We start from the raw sequence: 17,190 nt of genomic DNA, 5'->3' as shown, positions 1-17,190 counted from the left end.
AGTGCCGACCCTGGAGCCCGGCACCGGCACTGCTTGAAAACCCGATGCGCCGCGCCTGCGGTGGCGTGTAGAGTGCGCTGTTTTTTTCGCCGCACAGGAGTGCCGCAGGCGCTGCAGGGCTTGCCATATAGCGGTGCGCTGCAGCCTGTGGCATACCAGTTGTGCCATGGCTTGCATGCCCGAGACGTTATGAGAGAACCTTTCCTTTTCGACAAGATCGACCTTCATCTCATCCGGGTCCTGCACACCGTGATCACTGAACGCAGCGTCTCGCGTGCCGCCATCCGGCTGGGCATGCACCAGCCGGCGGTTTCCAGCGCGCTCAAGCGCCTGCGTGATCTGGCGGGCGACCCGCTGCTGGTGCGCTCGGGCTCGGGCATGCAGCCGACCGATGCGGCGCTGGCCATGGTCGAGCCGGCCGCCAGCATCCTGCGTGCGGCCGAAGCGCTGTTCTCCGACGCGCGCGGCTTCGATCCGCGCACTGCGCAGCGCACCTTCCGCATTGCCGCCAGCGACTATCTGGACCCCTTGTTCCTGCCGCGCCTGGTGGCACGCATCAAGGCCGAGGCGCCGCTGTGCCCGGTGGAGATCCTGCCGCTGTCGGCCGACAGCCATTACCACGCGCACCTGGCGCAGGGCGAGGCCGACGTGGTCATCGGCAACTGGCCCGAGCCGCCGGGCGACCTGCACATGGGCCGGCTGTTCGCCGACGAGGTGGTGTGCCTGGTCAGCCGCGAGCACCCGGCGCTGCGCCGCGGCTGGAGCGTGGAGGACTGGCTGGCGTCCGAGCACGTGGCGCCCACGCCCACCCACCCCGGCGCGCGCGGCGTGATCGACCTGCACCTGGACGCACTCGGCCTGGTGCGCAACGTCACCGTGCGCTGCGCGCATTTCAGCCTGATCCCATCCATGGTCTCGGGCAGCCTGTTGGTGCTGACCAGCGGGCGCCAGTTCTGCGAGCGCTACGCCGAGCGCCTGTCGCTGGCGGTGCTGCCGTGCCCGGTGAGCTTTCCGCAACTCATGTACTACCAGCTGTGGCATGCGCGCACGCACCATTCGGCGGCGGGCGCTTGGCTGCGCGAGGGCATCCGCGAAGTGGCCACGGCACTACGAAAACCATAGCTGTAGGCCAGCAACCAGTAAGCGCCAGGGGGCGATGTGACCACAAAAAGACAGTCCAGGACTTCGGAGACAATCACACCATGAACCCCACACACCCACCCGCGACCGCGGCCGCGCCGCCGCGGCTGCAGCTGACGGGCATCACCAAGCGCTATCCGGCGGTGGTGGCCAATGACGGCATCTCGCTGACCGTGCTGCCCGGCGAGGTGCACGCCGTCCTGGGCGAGAACGGCGCCGGCAAGTCCACGCTGATGAAAATCATCTACGGCGCCACCAAGCCGGACGAGGGCAGCATGCTGTTCGATGGCCAGCCGGTCGCCGTGAAGAACCCGCAGGAGGCGCGCGCCCTGGGCATCGCCATGGTGTTCCAGCACTTCAGCCTGTTCGACACGCTGACGGTGGCCGAGAACGTCTGGCTGGGCCTGGACAAGAGCCAGTCGCTGGCCGAGGTGACGCGGCGCATTGCCGAGAAGGCCGCCGAGTACGGCCTGGACATCGACCCGCAGCGCCCGGTGCACACCCTGTCGGTGGGCGAGATGCAGCGCGTGGAGATCATCCGCGCGCTGCTCACCAACCCGCGCCTGCTGATCTTGGACGAGCCGACCTCGGTGCTGACCCCGCAGGCGGTGGACAAGCTGTTCGTCGTGCTGCGGCAACTGGCCAGCGAGGGCTGCTCCATTCTCTACATCAGCCACAAGCTGCACGAGATCCGCGAGCTGTGCACTGCCTGCACGGTGGTGCGCGGTGGCAAGGTAACGGGCGTGTGCGATCCCTCGCGCGAATCCAATGCGTCGCTGTCGCGCCTGATGATCGGCGCCGAGCCGCCGGCGCTGCTGCATCGCGAGGCCCGCGTGGGCGAGGTGGTGCTGAGCACGCGCGGGCTGTCGCTGCCTGCGGGCGACGCTTTCGGCGTGCCGCTGGTCAGCATCGACCTGGAGGTGCGCGCCGGCGAGGTGGTGGGCATCGCCGGCATCTCGGGCAACGGCCAGAAGGAGCTGCTGTACGCCCTGTCGGGCGAGGACACGCGCGCGCGGGCCGAGATGGTGCAGGTGGCCGGCCGGGAAGCAGGTCGCATGGCGCCGCGCCAGCGCCGCCAGCTGGGCCTGCACTTCGTGCCCGAGGAGCGCCTGGGCCGCGGTGCGGTGCCGACCATGGGCCTGGCGCACAACCTGCTGTTGACCCGTACCGATGCCGTCGGAGCCGGCGGCTGGCTGCGCATGGCCAAGCTGCGCGAGCAGGCGCAGGGCATCATCACGCGCTACTCGGTCAAGGCCGGGGGTGCGGACGCGCCGGCCAAGTCGCTCTCGGGCGGCAACCTGCAGAAGTTCATCGTCGGGCGCGAGATCGAGGCCGGGCCGAAGCTGCTCATCGTCTCGCAGCCCACCTGGGGCGTGGACGTAGGCGCGGCGGCGCAGATTCGCGGCGAGATCCTGAAGCTGCGCGACGCGGGCTGCGCGGTGCTGGTGGTCAGCGAGGAGCTGGACGAGCTGTTCGAGATCTGCGACCGCCTGCACGTGCTGGCCAAGGGCCGGCTGTCGCCCTCGGTGCCGCGCAAGGAGGCGACCGTGGAACGTATCGGGGAATGGATGAGCGGTCTGTGGCATGCCGAGGTGCAGCAGCACCTGGAGCGCCAGGCGCAGGACCGGGGAGGCCGTCATGCTCAGGCTTGAAGCGCGTCCGCAGGCCTCGCGCCTGTGGACCTGGGGATCACCAGTGCTGGCCCTGGCCATCACGGTGCTGATCGGCGTCATGCTGTTCGCCCTGCTGGGCAAGGACCCGGTGAAGGCGCTGCAGGTGTTCTTCTGGGAGCCGATCCGGACCGGCTACGGCCTGGGCGAACTGGCGGTGAAGGCCACGCCGCTGCTGCTGGTGGCCCTCGGCCTGGCGGTGTGCTTTCGCTCCAACGTCTGGAACATCGGCGCCGAAGGCCAGTTCGTGATCGGTGCCGTGGCCGCGGGCGGCATGGCGCTGCTGGCGGACAAGAACTCGGGCCCGTGGATCGTGCCGGCCATCCTGGGCGCGGGTGTGTTGGGCGGCATGTTCTGGGCGGCCATCGTGGCTTTTCTGCGCGACCGGTTCAATGCCAATGAGATTCTGGTCAGCCTGATGCTGGTGTATGTGGCCATCCTGGTGCTGGGCTACCTGGTGTATGGCCCATGGAAGGACCCCATGGGCTACAACTTCCCGCAGACGCGCATGTTCGAGCGGGTCACGCAGATCCCGAAGCTGTTCGCCGGCTCGCGCGTGACCATCGGCCTGCCGCTGGCGCTGCTGGGGGCGGCGCTGCTGTGGGTGTTCCTGTTCCGCACCCGCGCCGGCTTTGCCCTGCAAGTGGGCGGGCTGGCGCCGGCGGCTGCGCGCTACGCCGGTTTTTCCTCGCGCCGCGCGCTGTGGACGGCACTGCTGATCTCCGGCGGCACGGCCGGCCTGGCGGGGGCGCTGGAGGTGGCCGGCCCGGTCGGCCAGCTCACGCCGTATGTGCCAGCCGGCTACGGTTTCGCCGCCATCATCGTCGCCTTCGTCGGGCGTCTGCATCCGGTGGGCATGATCCTGTCGGCGCTCCTGATGAGCATGTTCTACATCGGCGGCGAGCTCGCGCAGTCGCGCCTGGGCCTGCCCAAATCGCTCACGGGCGTGTTCCAGGGCCTGCTACTGTTCACGCTGCTGGCCTGCGACACGCTGATCGCCTACCGCGTGCGCTGGACACGCCCCCTGGCGCGTGCCACGCAATGACGACGCAGCGGCGACACAACTACTGGGCAGTGCGGCACTTTGCTGCGCTGTGCGTGTTGTTCGCCCATTCATTCGAACTCAGCGGCAAGCTGCCGATGGGCCTGCTGCGCGCTTTCCCGCTCCTGGTTGGCATCTCCGGCCTGGGTGTGACGCTGTTCTTCATCGTCAGCGGCTATCTGGTCACGCAGAGCTGGCAGCGGCATCGCAGCGCGACGGTGTTCGCATGGCACCGCCTGCTGCGCATCTTGCCGGGGCTGTGGGCGTGCATCGCCTTTGCGGTCTTGCTCGGGTGGGCGCTGGGCAGCCTGCCGACAGCAGCTTATTGGACGCACCCGCAGCTGCGCGAGTACGTGCTGGGCAACGTGCTGCTGCGCAATGTGCTGGTGCTGCCAGGTGTCTTCAATGGCAACCCGGCTGGCCCTGGCGCGACCGGCACGCTGTGGACGTTGCCGCTGGAGATGACCTGTTACCTGTGGGTGCTGCTGCTTGGCGTATCGGGACTGCTCAGGCGCAGCAGCCCCGCCACCACGGTGGTGCTGGGCGCGCTGGTGGCCGTCACCCTATGGGGCGGCGCCCTGAACCTGTTCGGCGCCGCCATCATTGCGAACTGGCTGCCGCGCTACTACGCCGCTTTCCTGTGCGGCATGCTGCTGGCGCTGTGGCGCGAGCGTGTCTTCACGGGCTGGCTGCTGCCGGGGATGTTGTTGCTGGCAGCCTCTTGGCTGACCTGGCACTGGCCGGCCGAGCAGTCGCTGTGGCGCTGGCTCGACCTGCTGCGGGTGGCGATGCTGGCCTGGTTTGTGCTGAACGTAGTGGCCGCTGTTAGCCGCATTTGGCCGGAGCCGTCCGGCTGGCCCGATCTGTCGTACGGCATTTACCTGTTTGGCTTTCCGATCCAGCAGGCGTTGGTGTCTTGGAGGCCCGAATGGAACGGCTGGATGGTGTTCGGTGCCTCGACGCTGCTGTCGCTGCTGGCTGCAGTACTGTCGTGGTATGCGATAGAGGCGCGTGCGCTGCGGCTCAAGGATGCGCTGGACCGGCCCGGGCCGCGGGTCGCGCCAATGAAGGCCTGAGGAATTGGTTTTGGAGACACGGAGATAACCATGGAAAGTTATGCATTGCTGCTGGGCGCCACGCTCAGTGCCGGCACCGTGCTGGCGCTGGCGTCGCTGGGCCTGCTGATCAACGAGAAGGCGGGCATCGTCAACTTGGGCGCTGAGGGCATGATGCTATGCGCCGCCATCGCCGGCTTCGCCACCGTGGTGCACACGGGCAGCTTCGTGCTGGGGCTGGTGGCCGGCATGGCCGCCGGGGCGCTGCTGGCGGCGTTGTTCGGGGTGCTGGTGATCTGGTTCAACACCAACCAGTACGCCACCGGGCTGGCGCTGTCTCTGTTCGGCGTGGGCTTTTCGGCCTTCGTCGGCATCAACTACGTGCAGGCCAAGCTGCCGGAGACACCCAAGTTCGCCTGGCCGCTCCTGGGCGACCTGCCGCTGCTGGGCCCGGCACTGGGCTCGCTGCATCCGCTGGTCTATGGGACCATGCTGCTGGCGGCGGCGCAGGTGTGGTTTCTGTACCGCACGCGCGCCGGGCTGGTGCTGCGTTCGGTGGGCGAGTCGCCCGAGTCGGCGCATGCGCTGGGCTACCCGGTGCGCCTGATCCGCCTGGGGGCAGTGGCCGCCGGCGGCGCACTGTGCGGGCTGGCCGGGGCCTATCTGTCCACCGCCTACACGCCGCTGTGGGTCGAGGGCATGGTCGCCGGGCGCGGCTGGATCGCGCTGGCGCTGACGACTTTCGCCACTTGGCGCCCGGCGCGGGTGCTGCTCGGGGCCTACCTGTTCGGTGGCGTGACCATGCTGCAGTTCCACCTGCAGGCCTCGGGCGTGCAACTGGCGAGCCAGCTGCTGTCGATGTTGCCCTACGTCGCGACCATCCTGGTGCTGGTACTGATCTCGCGCAATCCGGGGTGGATTCGTGCGAACATGCCGGCCTCTCTGGGGCGGGTATTCGCTCCAGGCACCTGATTTCCGCCCGGTGGCCCTTTCGCTTTTCTTCTTTGTTCTTCCTTTTTTGCTACCTCATGAACCCCATGCGCCTGTTGAACAAACGCTCCCTGCTCCAGCACGTCGCCCTGTCGGCCATCGCCCTGGCTGCGCTGGCCGGCTGCGGCAAGAAGGAGGAGGCCGCCGCCCCGGCCGCCGCACCCGCCGCGGCGCCGGCGCAGGACAAGCTGAAGATCGGCTTCATGTACGTCAGCCCGATCGGCGATGGTGGCTGGACCTACCAGCATGATCTGGGCCGCAAGGCGATCCAGGAAAAGTATGGTGACCGCATCGAGACCAGCTTCGTCGAAAGCGTGCCCGAGAGCGCAGACGCCGAGCGTGTGATGCGCGACATGGCGGGCCAAGGCAACAAGCTGATCTTCGCCACCAGCTTCGGCTACCAGGAATTCGTGCAGAAGGTCGCGGCCGACCTGAAGGACGTGAAGTTCGAGCACGCCACCGGCTACAAGCAGGCCGACAACGTTGCCACTTACGACACCAAGACCTTTGAGGGCGCCTACTTGGCGGGCATCGTCGCCGGCGGCATGACCAAGACCAAGATGGTCGGCGTGGTGGCCTCGGTGCCGATCCCGGAGGTGGTGCGCAACATCAACAGCTTCGTGCTGGGAGCGCAGAGCGTCGACCCGTCCATCAAGGCCAAGGTGGTCTGGGTGAACGAATGGTTCAGCCCGCCGAAAGAGGCCGAGGCCGCCACCAGCCTGATCAACGGCGGCGTGGACGTGATGTACCAGAACACCAATTCGCTGGCGGTGCTCAAGACCGCCGAGGAGCGCGGCGCGCGTGCCTTCGGCAAGGACGGCGACATGAGCGCCTTCGCGCCCAAGGCACACCTGGGCTCAGCCGTGATCGACTGGACACCCTACTACAGCAAGGTGGTAGAGGACACCCTGGGCGGCAACTGGCAGGGCGGCAACTTCTGGTGGGGCGTCAAGGAAGGCGCCATCGACCTGCTGAAGATCGCCGACGACGTGCCGCAGGAGATCAAGGACCGCGTGGCCAAGGCGCGCGATGGCCTGAAGGACGGCAGCTTCGCCGTCTGGACCGGCCCGATCCAGGACAACACCGGCAAGGAACTGCTGGCGGCCGGGCAGAAGGGCGACGACAAGTTCCTCACCGGCATCAACTTCTTCGTCAACGGCATCGAAGGCCGCGTGCCCGGTACCGAAGGTAAGTAATCTTCCCGTGTTTGGCGCCGCCGGCGGCGGCGCCGTGCTTCGCTGATCCCAACCATTCTTTTTCCTGACTGAAGGACTGCGTATATGACCGACCTGAACAAGCGCTCGCTGCTGCAGCTGGCAGCCGCCACGGCCCTGGCCGCCACCGCCCTGGCCGGCTGCGGCAAGAAGGACGAGCCGGCGCCCGCGCCGGCCGCCGAACCTGCGCCCGCTGCCGCGCCGGCGCCCGCTGCCAGCAGCGAGCCCTTGAAGATCGGCTTCGCCTACGTCGGCCCGGTGGGCGACGGCGGCTGGTCTTATGCGCACGATCAGGCGCGCAAGAAGCTCGAAGCCGAGTTCGGCGACAAGATCAAGACCAGCTATGTCGAGAGCGTGCCCGAGGGCCCGGACGCCGAGCGCGTGCTGCGCGACCTGGTGACCCAGGGCAACAAGCTGATCTTCGGCACCACCTTCGGCTACATGGACGTGATGCAAAAGCTCGGCGAGGAATTCCCCGACGTCAAGTTCGAGCACGCCACCGGCTACAAGACGCGCGAGAACGTGCGCACCTACGACAGCCGTACCTACGAGGGCGCCTACCTGGCCGGCATCATCGCCGGCGGCATGAGCAAGACCGGCACGCTCGGCGTGGTCGGCTCGGTGCCGATTCCCGAGGTGCTGCGCAACATCAACAGCTTCACGCTCGGCGCGCAGACGGTGAACCCGAACATCAAGACCAAGGTGGTCTGGGTCAACGAATGGTTCAGCCCGCCCAAGGAAACCGAGGCCGCCACCAGCCTGATCAACGGCGGCGCCGACGTGCTGTTCCAGAACACCGACTCGCCCGCCGTGCTCAAGACCGCCGAGGAAAAGGGCAAGCGCGCCTTCGGCTGGGATTCGGACATGACCGCCTACGGCCCCAAGGCGCACCTGGGCTCGGCCGTCATCCACTGGGCACCGTACTACACCAAGTCCGTCAAGGACGTGCTCGAGAACACTTGGACCACCGGCCAGGCGTGGTGGGGCGTCAAGGAAGGCGCCATCGACCTGGTGTCCATCGCCGAGGATGTGCCCGCCGACCTGAAGGCCAAGGTGGAAGCCGCCAAGCAGGGCCTGAAGGACGGCTCGCTGGTCATCTGGAAGGGCCCGGTCACGGACAACACCGGCAAGACCGCACTGCCCGAAGGCGCCGCCGCCGACGACAAGTTCCTCACCAGCATCAACTTCTACGTCAAGGGCGTGGAAGGCCAGGTGCCGGGCGCGAACAAGTAAGGCGCCTTCTGGCCGGCCGCGCCGCGGCCCACGCGGCGGGAGCCGCCTGGCGCCGTGCGCGCAGGCCTGCCGGCACGCCGCCGCTGCCGCTTCACGGGCCGCCTTGCGCGGCCCGTTTGCGTCATGCGGCCGGCACACCGGTGTCACATTGGCCGTGCACCATCTCCTTTCGTATTTCCGCCTGCGATGCATCCGCTGCCCCTGCCCCACCAGCACCCGGACCGTGCCGTGCTGCACAACGAAGTGCACGCGCGTCCGCCCGAGGCTCTCGCCGCGCCGCTGGCGCTCACCCACATCGTCATGTGGACCGATGCGGCCGGGCGCGAAGCCAGCCGCGCGCACCTGGCGGCGCTGCTGCGCGACCACCACCAGGCGCCGCCGGACGCGCACTGCACACACCTGCGCGTGGACTTCGGCAGCTGGCGGCTGCGCTGGGAGCTGCACACCGAGTTCGTCACCTGGACCTTCACCGTCGCGCTGAACGCCCAGCAGACCTTCGCCGGCGCCGAGCCGCCCATCGCCCTGCACTCGGTGCCGCAGGCCTGGGCCGCGGCCCTGCCCGGCGAGCTGCTGTGCGGCCTGCACCTGTGGGTGCTGCCGGCGCGCCAGGCGGAGCCCAGTGTGCTGGTGCGGCATGTGCTGCGCGAGGACAACGTGGTCGCCTCCAGCGTGGCCGATGGCTACGGCGAGGTCTATACCGATTTCTGCATTCACGCCGATGGCTATTCGCGCATGCTGCTGCTGGCCGGGAGCCTGTCGCCGCGCCGCCTGGGGCGCCTGGTGCTGCGCCTGCTGGAGATCGAGACCTACCGCATGGCCGCCATGCTGGGCCTGCCGGCGGCGCGTGCCGCCGGGCGCGAGCTGGCGCTGGCCGAGAGCGAGCTGGCGGCGCTGGCAGGCGCCATCCGCAGTGCCGGGCGCAGCGACGAGCCGGCGCTGCTGGACCGCCTGACGCGGCTGGCCGGCAAGGTCGAGAGCCAGTACGCGGCCACGCATTCGCGCTTTTCCGCCAGCCGGGCGTACTTCGAGCTGCTGGACACGCGCGTGCAGGAGATCGCCGAGTCGCGCCTGAACGGCCTGCAGACCATCCGCGAGTTCATGGACCGGCGCCTGTCGCCGGCGCGCGCCACCTGCGAATGGGCGGCGCGGCGCCAGGACGCGTTGTCGCAGCGCGTCTCGCGTATCAGCAGCCTGCTGCGCACGCGCGTGGAGATCGAGCAGCAGCAAAGCAGCCAGCAGCTGCTGGCCACCATGAACCAGCGCCAGGGGCTGCAGCTGAAGCTGCAGTCCACCGTCGAGGGGCTGTCGGTGGCGGCCATCACCTACTACATCGTCGGCCTGGTCAGCTACCTGGCCAAGGGTGCGCAGCACCTGGGCTGGCCGCTGGCGCCGGAGACCACGGCGGCGCTGGCGATTCCCGTGGCAGCACTGTCGGTCTGGTGGTCGCTGAAAAGGCTGCACCACCGCATGTTCGGCGCCGCGCCCCACTGATTTTCCCCGTCGCATCACAAGGAGAGGCTGCATGCCCGCACCCACGACCCCGCCCCCGATCGCCCGCGAACGCCTGCCGGCGCTGCTGGCCGCCATGCCCAAGGCCGAGCTGCACATCCACATCGAAGGCTCGCTGGAGCCCGAGATGATCTTCGCGCTGGCGCAGAGGAACGGCGTGGCGCTGCCTTATGCCGATGTCGAGGCGCTGCGCCGCGCCTACGCCTTCACCGACCTGCAGAGCTTCCTGGACATCTACTACGCCGGCGCCAGCGTGCTGCTGTACGAGCAGGATTTTTACGACATGGCGCGCGCCTACCTGTTGCGCGCGGCGCAGGACAACGTGGTGCACGCCGAGATCTTCTTCGACCCGCAGACGCACACCGCGCGCGGCGTGGCCATGGAGACGGTGGTGAACGGGCTGTATCGCGCCACGCAGGACGCGCAGGCCGAGCTGGGCACTTCCTCCTCGCTGATCCTGTGCTTCCTGCGCCACCTGAGCGAGGAGGACGCCTTCGCCACGCTGGAGCAGGCCCAGCCCTTCCTGGACAGGATCATCGGCGTGGGCCTGGACAGCAGCGAGGTCGGCAACCCGCCGGAAAAATTCGCCCGCGTGTTCGCGCGCTGCGGCGAGCTCGGCCTGCACCGCGTGGCGCACGCCGGCGAGGAAGGGCCCGCCGCGTACATCTGGAGCGCCCTGGACGTGCTGAAAGTGGAGCGCATCGACCACGGCGTGCAGGCCATCCAGGACCCGGCGCTGATGCGCCGCCTGGCCGAGGAACGGATCGCGCTCACCGTGTGCCCGCTGTCCAACCTGAAGCTGTGCGTCTTCCCCGAGCTGGCGCAGCACAACATCCGCCAGCTGCTGGACGCGGGCCTGGCGGCCACGGTCAACTCGGACGACCCGGCGTACTTCGGCGGCTACCTGAACCAGAACTTCACCGAGCTCTTTGCCGCCGTGCCCGAGCTGACGTCGCAGCACGCCTGGCAGCTGGCGCACAACAGCTTCGCCGCCAGCTTCGTGCCGGATGAGCAGCGCCGCGCCTGGCAGAACCGGCTGGACGACTGCTTCGAGCGTTTCGCGCAGCCGGCCTGACCGGGGAGGCATTCCCTGCCGCCGCGGCGGCCATGAAAACCACGAGGCCCTGCATCGCAGGGCCTTGGCGTTTCGGGTAGATGGAATGTTTGCTATGGTTTAAATAGCTAAAGGCCTTTTATTTATAAGGGCTGAGGGCCTATTTTGTTCGAAAACTGTCCGAGCCGGCCTGCGGGAGCGCTCAATGCAGCGTCAGCGCCCCGGCGTTCTTGCTCTTGCCGGCACGCGCCGGCGGGTTGCACAGGCCGCAGGTGTAGTGCCGGTTCTCGTACAGCTCGGAGACGAACAGGCCCTTGCACTGCGAGCAGGCGGTGCGCGTCAGCATGCCGGCGTCCATGAACTTCACCAGGCGCCAGGCGCGTGTGAAGGACAGCAGCGGCTCCACGCCCAGCACCTCGATCTGCTCCAGGTACAGGCGGTAGGCCTTGGTCAACAGCTCGGCCGGCTCCAGCGCCACGCCCTTGGACAGGTAGACGTGGATGTTCATGAACAACGAACTGTGGATGTTCTCCTGCCAGGTCAGGAACCAGTCGGTGGAGAACGGCAGTTGGCCCTTGGACGGCGATTTGCCGGCCACTTCCTTGTACAGCCGGATCAGACGCTCGTACGACAGCGTGGTCTCGGACTCCAGCACCTGCATGCGCGCGCCCATCTCGATCAGCATGACGGCACGCTCGATCTGCTTGGACTCGTTCAGGACACTCTTGGCGGGGGCGGCAGCGGACATGGCGGACTTTCGACGGTGGGGCAGGGCAGGCGGATGGGGCAAGGCAGGCTTACAGCACTTCCGACACGCGGCTGGCCATCAGGATGTTGGCGTGCATGGCGTTGGCGGCCTCGCTGGCGTTCTTGCGCGGCGTGTTGTGGCTGGTCAACAGGCTCCAGACCAGGTCGTCGTCCACGCGGAAGCTGCAAAGAAGGGTGTTGCGCGAGGCCAGTTTCAGGATTTGCGCGGCCGACAGCGCGCCGAGAATGTCGGCAGCCTCCTCGCTCATGCCCAGGCGGAACACGGCCTCAGCCTTGTCCTGCCGGATCAGGGTCTGCGCCAGCATCAGGTAGGTCAGGTTGGCTTCGCGGATTTCGGCCAACAGTTGTTCGGAGGTCATGGTTCGGTCCTTTGCAGCAGCGAATCGCGGCGTTGCATGCAGTTGCATGTGTTGCGTTGATTCGGTGAAATGGATTGTGAAACCAGGCCAAAAGGAAATTAAGTCGGGGGTTGGCGCTGCGCTGCGTCTGGTCGGCGATACCCCTTTGTAGGAATTTGCCTTACAGGGTTGTCCGCATCGCTGGCGCTGGCTGTGCCCATGAAAAACGGGCCCGCAGGCCCGTTGCATTCGTGACTGCGCGGCTGCGCGTGTCAGCTGGCGTCACCCATCTGCGACTGCAAATAGTTCTGCAGGCCCACCTTCTCCAGCAGCGAGATCTGGGTCTCCAGATAGTCGATGTGCTCCTCGGTGTCCTCCAGGATGTCCTCCAGCAGGTCGCGCGAGACATAGTCGCGCACCGATTCGCAGTAGGCGATGCCGTCCTTGATGGTGGCCTGGGCGCCGCGCTCGCTGCGCAGATCGCATTCCAGGATCTCGGGCACGTCCTCGCCGATCTGCAGCTTGGCCAGGTCCTGCAGGTTGGGCAGGCCGTCCAGCATGAAGATGCGGTCCATCAGGCGGTCAGCGTGCTTCATCTCGCCAATGGACTCGTCGTATTCCTTCTTGGCCAGCCGCTCCAGGCCCCAGTGCTTGAGCATGCGGTAGTGCACGAAGTACTGGTTGATGGCGGTGAGTTCATTCTTCAGCTGCGCCTGCAGATGGGCAATGACCTGGGGATCGCCTTGCATCGTTCTTCTCCTTGTGGGTGGGTTGACGGTCGATTGTCACGACGCCCGGCACAGGCGGCAAGGCAATGCCCCCGCCGCGCGGGGTGGCCTGCAGGTGATGCTGAGTCGTTTTCGTATCGCCAACATCGTTTGATAGCGTGTATCAATCAAAATGATTCCCTCAATTCATTGGATCAATCATGATGAAGGGCCTAGACTTCAGTCTCGTTCTTGTTCATCAACCAACCCGAGAGGAAACGACACATGTCCGTGCTCAACACCACCATCAAGCCCTTCAAGACCCAGGCCTTCAAGAGCGGCAAGTTCATCGAAGTGACCGAAAAGGACGTCCTGGGCAAGTGGGCCGTGTTCTTCTTCTACCCCGCGGACTTCACGTTCGTCTGCCCGACCGAGCTGGGTGACGTGGCCGATCACTACGACGAGCTGCAGAAGCTGGGCGTCGAGGTGTACTCCGTCTCCACCGACACGCACTTCGTGCACAAGGCCTGGCACGACACGTCCGACACCATTGGCAAGATCAAGTACACCATGCTGGGCGACCCCAGCTGGCAGATCAGCCAGAACTTCGACTGCCTGCGCGAAGGCCAGGGCCTGGCCGACCGTGCCACGTTCATCGTCGATCCGGACGGCGTGATCCAGGCCATGGAAATTACCGCCGAGGGCATCGGCCGCAACGCCGCCGACCTGCTGCGCAAAGTGAAGGCTGCCCAGTACGTGCGCAACCACCCCGGCGAGGTCTGCCCCGCCAAGTGGGAAGAGGGCGCCAAGACCCTGGCCCCGTCGCTGGACCTGGTCGGCAAGATCTAAGCCACCGGCTACCCGCCTGCAAGCCCTGGCTGCCCGAGCAACCAGGCTACGACGCCCGGGTGCTGAGGCGCCCGGGCTTTTTTTTGCCCGAACAACCAGAAATGTCAGGAGTTTTCCGATGCTCGATGCCAACCTCCAAGCCCAACTGAAAGCCTACCTGGAGCGCCTGCAGCGCCCCGTGGAGCTGGTGGCCACGCTGGACGACAGCGCCACCGCGCGCGAGCTGCGCGAACTCCTGAACCAGATCGCCTCCCTGTCGGACAAGGTCACCGTGGTGGAAGCCAACGACGTGCCGGTGCGCAAGCCGTCGTTTTTGATCACCAACCCCGGCCTGGACAGCGGCGTGCGCTTCGCCGGCGTGCCGCTGGGCCATGAATTCACCTCGCTGGTGCTGGCGCTGCTGCACGTCGGCGGCCACCCCAGCAAGGAAGCCGCCGACCTGCTCGAGCAGGTGAAGAACCTGGAAGGCGAGCACCACTTCGAGACGTACTACTCGCTGTCGTGCCACAACTGCCCGGACGTGGTGCAGGCGCTGAACCTGATGAGCGTGCTGAACCCCGGCATCACGCACACCGCCATCGACGGAGGCGTGTTCCAGCAGGAGATCCAGGACCGCGAGGTCATGGGCGTGCCCACCGTGTTCCTGAACGGCGAGCGCTTCGGCCAGGGCCGCATGGAGCTGGCCGAGATCGTCGGCAAGATCGACAAGGGCGCGGCCGCCAAGGATGCGGCCAAGATCGGCGCCAAGGAAGCCTTCGACGTGCTGATCGTCGGCGGTGGTCCGGCCGGCGCGGCATCCGCCATCTACGCCGCGCGCAAGGGCATCCGTACCGGCATTGCTGCCGAGCGCTTCGGCGGGCAGGTGCTCGATACCGTGGACATCGAGAACTACATCTCCATTCAGAAGACCGAAGGCCCGCAGTTCGCCGCTGCGCTGGAGCGCCACGTGCGCGACTACGAGGTGGACATCATGAACCTGCAGACCGCCAAGGCCCTGAAGCCCGCGGCCGAGGAGGGCGGCCTGATCGAGGTCGAGCTGGAGAACGGCGCGACGCTGCGCAGCCGCACCGTCATCCTGTCCACCGGCGCGCGCTGGCGCAGCATGAACGTGCCCGGCGAGGAGCAGTACCGCACCAAGGGCGTGACGTATTGCCCGCACTGCGACGGCCCGCTGTTCAAGGGCAAGCGCGTGGCGGTGATCGGCGGCGGCAACTCGGGCATTGAGGCGGCCATCGACCTGGCGGGCGTGGTGGCGCACGTGACGGTGCTGGAATTCGCCCCCGAGCTCAAAGCCGACGCGGTGCTGCAGCGCAAGCTGCGCAGCCTGCCCAACGTTGACGTGATCCTGAATGCGCAGACCACCGAGGTGCTGGGCGACGGCAGCCGCGTGAACGGCCTGATGTACAAGGACCGCACCACCGACGAGACCCGCCAGGTCGCGCTGGAGGGCATCTTCGTGCAGATTGGCCTGCTGCCCAACACCGACTGGTTGAAAGGCACGGTGAACCTGTCGCGCTTCGGTGAGATCGAGGTCGATGCGCGCAACCACACCAACGTGCCGGGCGTGTTCGCCGCCGGCGACTGCACCACGGTGCCGTACAAGCAGATCGTGATCGCCGCGGGTGAGGGCTCCAAGGCCGCGCTGTCGGCCTTCGACCACCTGATCCGCACCACGGCGCCGGCCTGAAGACGCTGGAGGGGCGCGCTTGAAACAGGGCGCCCCGGGCAAGAGCACCCATCCCCTGGCCTGCCAAGGCGCAGGGGATTTTTCATGCAGTGGTCAGCGGCGCGCCTGGTTCTTGAGGTCGGCGACCAGTGCGTCCATTTCGCCAATCTCGCGCCGCTGCGTCTCGATGATCCCGTCGGCCAGCTTGCGCACGCGCGGGTCGGTGATGCGGGCGCGCTCGCTGGTCAGGATGGCGATCGAATGGTGCGGAATCATGGCCTGCATCCACGCCACGTCGCCCACCGTGGCCTGGCTGCGCACCAGGCCCAGGCCGGCGATGATCAGCACGACGCTGCCGATCGCGATAGCTGTGTTGGCGCGCCGGTCCTGGTACATGTGGCGCATGAAGAACAGCATCACCAAGGCCATGCTGCCGGCCATGATGCAGGTCATAAACAGCCGCGTCTGGCTGAAATGCACGTGGGCCACCTCGTAGGTGTTCAGGTACATCAACACGTACATCAGCACCGAGGCCACGGCGATCATGAGCAGGAAGCGGCGGTAGGGGTGAGCGTGTTCCATGGTCTGGGTCCTTTCAGGGCAGGGGAGGCAAAGGGCAGGCGCAGCCGGCGCGGCGATGCATGGCCGCGGGTCGTCGCTCCAGTGTGAAACAGGCGGCGGCGCAGTCCGTTGCTGCCGGACGCAGCTGTCGCAGTAGGAAAAAGCCGTGTTCCCGCCCTGCGCGGACGGACAGGCTGGCGCGGACACGGCAGTCCGCATGCCCGACCGGGGGGCCGGGCGCCGCCCGCGGCGGCTGCCGGGCCGAGAGGGCTAACCCTCGGTGGGCGCGTTGCTGCCCAGGGGCGTGTCGCGCCACGCTGCTTCCTGCAGCGCGGCCGGCAATTCGTGTGCCAGCGCGGTGTGCTCGCGCTCGTGGTGATGCTCCAGCACATGGCGCAGCGCATGCGCCGCATCCACCAGCGCCAGAATGCGCTCGCGCCGGGTGCGTTCATCGGCAGCGGCAGGCGCCTGCGCCGCAGCGCGCACCTTGTCCTGGTATTCATCGGCCAGCAGCGCGATGCGGTCGTGCTCCACCAGGTACACGCGCGCCGCCCAGCGCGCCCCTTCGGGCACGTGCGGCAGCAGCAGGGTGTTCTCGATCTCGATGTGTTCGGCCAGGCCCGCGCGCCACTGCCGCAGGCGGTCCAGGGCGCTGGCGAAGTCGCCGCCGACGACATCCAGCAGATGAGCGTGCAGCAGCGCATCCAGGCACTCGTGCTGGCGCTCGAAATGGCCGGGCGCGCAGGTGTCGACGGGAACGGGGGAATCGGTCATGGCAATACGCGGGACAGGACAGGACAAGGGCGCATGCACGCTGGGCATAGCGCCGTGGGAAAGCTGGCCAACAGCCGAGCGATTGCTTCGCTATTCATAGCTGAGAGCCCTTTGTTGGCAAGGGCTGGTGGCCAAAAACATGTAAAAAATCCATGCAGGCGGCGCAACTGCGTCGCGCAGGCCCGACGGGTGGTGCAGGTGGGCGCGCCAGCGCCTCACTGCAACTGACACTGCGCCAGCTGCTGCGCGCCATGGCCGTCGGGGCCCAAGCGCGACAACGTGCCTGCATTGCCCTTGCTCCACCACTGCAGCCCGCTGCCGGTGTAGCGCGCGCCGCTGCCCGAGCGCGCGATCCGCAGCGCATGCGTTGCGCCCCGCAGCTGCAGCGTGGCGGTATCGGATGTCGGGTAAGCGACGACCAGCGTGCTGCCATCGTCGCAGCGGAAGCGATGCGCTGCCGTGCCGAACGCGCCGGCGGCGGACGAGGGCACGTCATGCGAGCAGGCCGCCAGCACGCTGGCGCCGGCAACGGCAGAAGCAAGGGCGCGGAGAATTTTCATCGGCATGTTCCGGGCATGGGCGGCCGCGCCATGCGGCCAGCCCTGAGGCTACTGTAATGC

The 17,190-nt window shown here is 67.3% G+C and carries 17 protein-coding genes; 11 read left to right on the top strand and 6 right to left on the bottom strand.

The window, feature by feature from the left end:
• The first annotated feature begins 189 nt into the window (after positions 1 to 189).
• The 9 genes from BLQ61_RS11330 (at position 190) to BLQ61_RS11290 (ending at position 10,928) form a co-directional block, all read left to right on the top strand.
• A complete protein-coding gene (locus BLQ61_RS11330) occupies positions 190 to 1,122 on the top strand; it encodes a LysR family transcriptional regulator (protein WP_091570180.1) in 933 nt (310 codons plus the stop codon).
• 80 nt (positions 1,123 to 1,202) lie between these two features.
• Positions 1,203 to 2,792, top strand: coding sequence for an ABC transporter ATP-binding protein (locus BLQ61_RS11325; protein WP_091570177.1), 1,590 nt, complete (start codon positions 1,203 to 1,205; stop codon positions 2,790 to 2,792).
• Positions 2,779 to 3,855, top strand: a complete 1,077-nt coding sequence (locus BLQ61_RS11320) for an ABC transporter permease (protein WP_091570175.1) — start codon at positions 2,779 to 2,781, stop codon at positions 3,853 to 3,855. The genes BLQ61_RS11325 and BLQ61_RS11320 overlap by 14 nt, the downstream gene beginning before the upstream one ends.
• A complete protein-coding gene (locus tag BLQ61_RS11315; RefSeq protein ID WP_091570172.1) occupies positions 3,852 to 4,928 on the top strand; it encodes an acyltransferase family protein in 1,077 nt (358 codons plus the stop codon). The genes BLQ61_RS11320 and BLQ61_RS11315 overlap by 4 nt, the downstream gene beginning before the upstream one ends.
• 30 nt (positions 4,929 to 4,958) lie before the next feature.
• A complete protein-coding gene (locus BLQ61_RS11310; protein WP_091570170.1) occupies positions 4,959 to 5,879 on the top strand; it encodes an ABC transporter permease in 921 nt (306 codons plus the stop codon).
• A gap of 65 nt (positions 5,880 to 5,944) precedes the next feature.
• Entirely contained in the window at positions 5,945 to 7,093 is a 1,149-nt protein-coding gene (locus tag BLQ61_RS11305) for a BMP family ABC transporter substrate-binding protein (RefSeq protein ID WP_091570553.1), read from the top strand.
• Positions 7,094 to 7,177: 84 nt separating this feature from the next.
• Positions 7,178 to 8,344 carry a BMP family ABC transporter substrate-binding protein gene (locus BLQ61_RS11300; RefSeq protein WP_091570167.1) on the top strand — a complete coding sequence of 389 codons (1,167 nt, stop codon included), beginning with the start codon at positions 7,178 to 7,180 and terminating at the stop codon, positions 8,342 to 8,344.
• Positions 8,345 to 8,530: 186 nt separating this feature from the next.
• A complete protein-coding gene (locus BLQ61_RS11295; protein ID WP_091570165.1) occupies positions 8,531 to 9,835 on the top strand; it encodes a DUF3422 family protein in 1,305 nt (434 codons plus the stop codon).
• Between the two features lie 31 nt (positions 9,836 to 9,866).
• Entirely contained in the window at positions 9,867 to 10,928 is a 1,062-nt protein-coding gene (locus BLQ61_RS11290; protein ID WP_091570162.1) for an adenosine deaminase, read from the top strand.
• Between the two features lie 181 nt (positions 10,929 to 11,109).
• Here the strand turns inward: BLQ61_RS11290 and flhC are convergent, their stop codons facing one another.
• The 3 genes from flhC to bfr all read right to left on the bottom strand — a co-directional run bounded on the left by flhC (position 11,110) and on the right by bfr (position 12,762).
• A complete protein-coding gene (gene flhC, locus BLQ61_RS11285) occupies positions 11,110 to 11,655 on the bottom strand; it encodes a flagellar transcriptional regulator FlhC (RefSeq protein WP_091570159.1) in 546 nt (181 codons plus the stop codon).
• Between the two features lie 49 nt (positions 11,656 to 11,704).
• Complete coding sequence (gene flhD / locus BLQ61_RS11280) at positions 11,705 to 12,034, bottom strand: flagellar transcriptional regulator FlhD (protein WP_091570156.1); 330 nt, start codon at positions 12,032 to 12,034, stop codon at positions 11,705 to 11,707.
• A gap of 251 nt (positions 12,035 to 12,285) precedes the next feature.
• Positions 12,286 to 12,762, bottom strand: a complete 477-nt coding sequence (bfr, locus tag BLQ61_RS11275) for a bacterioferritin (RefSeq protein ID WP_091570153.1) — start codon at positions 12,760 to 12,762, stop codon at positions 12,286 to 12,288.
• A gap of 243 nt (positions 12,763 to 13,005) precedes the next feature.
• Here bfr and ahpC point away from each other — a divergent pair, with 243 nt between their 5' ends.
• Together ahpC and ahpF are read left to right on the top strand one after the other, a co-directional pair.
• Positions 13,006 to 13,569 carry an alkyl hydroperoxide reductase subunit C gene (gene ahpC / locus BLQ61_RS11270; protein ID WP_091570150.1) on the top strand — a complete coding sequence of 188 codons (564 nt, stop codon included), beginning with the start codon at positions 13,006 to 13,008 and terminating at the stop codon, positions 13,567 to 13,569.
• Positions 13,570 to 13,687: 118 nt separating this feature from the next.
• The gene (ahpF, locus tag BLQ61_RS11265) at positions 13,688 to 15,256 is read left to right on the top strand and encodes an alkyl hydroperoxide reductase subunit F (protein WP_091570146.1); all 1,569 of its coding nucleotides are present in this window, start codon (positions 13,688 to 13,690) and stop codon (positions 15,254 to 15,256) included.
• A 93-nt stretch (positions 15,257 to 15,349) separates the two neighbouring features.
• On the opposite strand, the gene BLQ61_RS11260 is transcribed toward ahpF, so the two are convergent.
• The 3 genes from BLQ61_RS11260 to BLQ61_RS11250 all read right to left on the bottom strand — a co-directional run bounded on the left by BLQ61_RS11260 (position 15,350) and on the right by BLQ61_RS11250 (position 17,130).
• Positions 15,350 to 15,817, bottom strand: coding sequence for a DUF305 domain-containing protein (locus BLQ61_RS11260; protein ID WP_091570144.1), 468 nt, complete (start codon positions 15,815 to 15,817; stop codon positions 15,350 to 15,352).
• A 249-nt stretch (positions 15,818 to 16,066) separates the two neighbouring features.
• Positions 16,067 to 16,570, bottom strand: coding sequence for a hypothetical protein (locus tag BLQ61_RS11255; protein ID WP_091570142.1), 504 nt, complete (start codon positions 16,568 to 16,570; stop codon positions 16,067 to 16,069).
• 215 nt (positions 16,571 to 16,785) lie between these two features.
• A complete protein-coding gene (locus BLQ61_RS11250; RefSeq protein ID WP_175488272.1) occupies positions 16,786 to 17,130 on the bottom strand; it encodes an MliC family protein in 345 nt (114 codons plus the stop codon).
• Between the last annotated feature and the right edge of the window lie 60 nt (positions 17,131 to 17,190).

It is taken from the genome of Oryzisolibacter propanilivorax (assembly GCF_900103645.1).
GTDB classification, from domain to species: Bacteria; Pseudomonadota; Gammaproteobacteria; order Burkholderiales; family Burkholderiaceae_C; genus Melaminivora; species Melaminivora propanilivorax.
The sequence above is the reverse complement of the archived record's forward strand: the minus strand, read 5'-3'. Positions and strand labels throughout refer to the sequence as shown.